This window comes from Mycobacterium sp. NGS67, from assembly GCF_059812185.1.
The window spans coordinates 1-2191 of the sequence record NZ_JCALCF010000070.1 but is presented as its reverse complement, the minus strand read 5'-3'; the positions used below and the strand labels follow the sequence as shown (position 1 = coordinate 2191).

The following is a 2191-nucleotide window of genomic DNA, read 5'->3' as shown; positions in this document are numbered from 1 at the left end:
GGGCGTGCGGCGTTGGGACGCAAACCCCAGCGCAGCAAGAATCTCTTCGCGCGAATAACTCGCATGCACTTCGAGAGGCACCAGGGAAAGCTCAGGTACGAGGCTTCCCAGCTCGTAGGTGGTCCGCCGGGCGCTGTCAAAAGCAATGTCGATCACCTGGCGCAGCTCGTCAGCCACAGCTTCACCTTGGAGCGCATCGAGTCCCACTGCAGCGGAGTCGAATCCGCCACCATTCGGGTTCAACGAGTAGAACAACATCCCCACCAATCGCCTCCCTATGAGGCTGTCCGGCTCGCGAGTCCCGTCCAGAATGGCGCGGTATGCCTGCCAACGACGCCGATCGTCGACGTGGGCGACCGCACGAACGCGCTTGATTAGGTCGGTCTCGCGGGGTCCGACGTTGGAGTCGAGTTTGCCGGCATCGCGACACAACGACGTCCACGAACGATTGCTTTTTAGAACGTCTTCCAGGCCGCGCCCGTAAGCGCTGAGATAGGAAGCCAACTGGTTGTCCGGATGCGCCCGCGCCTCGGAAACCAATACGGCCCATCTCGGAGCGACCTGTTGGCGGATGTTTTCCAAGACAAGGTCTTGCACGACCCGGTCAAGGACGATCTGACTCCCCGAGGGCAGGAACGGGAAACCTTCCTCCATCTGCCGCTGCAGCGCTTTTCCGCCAAGGCCTGTCATGGCTCGGAAACGTTGATCAAACCGGAACTCACGACGTTGATGCCCAACAAAATCTAGTGCGGTCAGGACGGTCTTGCCCCGGGTCAGCCGCAGTCCGCGGCCTAACTGCTGCAAGAAGACAGTTGCGCTCTCTGTGGGGCGGAGAAACAGCACGGTGTCGACCTCAGGGATGTCCAGGCCTTCGTTGAAGAGATCAACTGCGAAGAGGATATTGATAGTGCGGCTGCGCAAGTCCTCGAGAGCGGCACGCCGGTCACCGGCTGAAGTTTCGGCAGATACCGCTCGCGCAGGGATATTAGCTTCGTTGAAACGTTGTGCCATATACCGCGCGTGCTCAACACTGACGCAAAAGCCCAACGCACGCATGGCCGCAACGTCAGTAACCTTGTCGCTCAGCTCTTTCAGCACAATGCGCGTGCGGGCATCGTTACCGGTATAGACAGTGCTTAGCGCTGTGGAATCGTACCGTCCGCGCTTCCATTGGATGGCCTCGAGATCAGTTCCGTCGTAAATGCCAAAGTAGTGGAACGGACACAACAGATTCTGTTCCAACGCTTCCCATAAGCGCAGCTCAGCGGCGACTCGCCCGTCAAAGAAGACTCGCACATCGACGCCGTCGGCACGTTCAGGGGTGGCGGTGAGTCCCAATAGTTCGATCGGACGCACATGCTCAAGGAGGCGCCGATAGGACGTGGCCTCAGCATGATGAAATTCGTCGATGACTACGACGTCGAACCGCCCGGGCGCAACCGCCGAAAGCCTTGCCTGTGAAAGAGACTGGATGCTGGCAAACACATGGCGCCAGCTAGTCGGTTCGTGTCCGTCAACAAGTAGTTCACCGAAAGTAGGATCAGTCAAGACTTCCTGATACATGCGCCGCGATTGCTGCAAAATCTCCTTGCGGTGCGCGACGAACAGGAGTGTCAGGTCACGATTGTGGGTTTCTCGCGAAAGCCGTCGATAATCCAGAGCCGCGATGACGGTCTTCCCGGTTCCAGTGGCTGCAACGACCAGATTGCGGTGGCGGTCGTGAATTGTGCGCTCTGCGTCGAGCTCTTCGAGTATCTCGGCCTGATAGGGCTTGGGAGCGACCTCAAGACCAGAGAGGGTAACCGTTATCCCGTCGCGTGCACGGTTCCCCGATGCGGTCTGTAGCGCCGCCCGCAGACGGTCCCCGTCTTCTGACGGCCTATAAGCCTCGAACTCCCTGGTCTCCCAATACGAGTCGAAGGTGGCGCGGAACTTCTCTAGGAGATGCGGAGTCGTCTTAGCGGACAGACGGACGTTCCATTCCAATCCATCCACAAGTGCGGCATGGGAAAGATTGCTGGAACCGACATACGCGGTGTGAAACCCGGTGTTGCGCCGCAACATCCAAGCCTTGGCGTGTAGCCGGGTGCGGTCGATTTCATAGTTAATCCGAACTTCGGCGCCGAAGTCATTGGCAAGAGCGTCAAGGGCGCGAGCATCCGTGGCACCGAGATATGTCGTAGTGATCACA

General features: G+C 58.8%; 1 protein-coding gene. It reads right to left on the bottom strand.

What is annotated here, in order from left to right; translation table 11 throughout:
• On the bottom strand, positions 1 to 2191 hold a 2191-nt coding region (locus AC5Y4D_RS27245), incomplete at both ends, for a DEAD/DEAH box helicase family protein (RefSeq protein ID WP_500038763.1).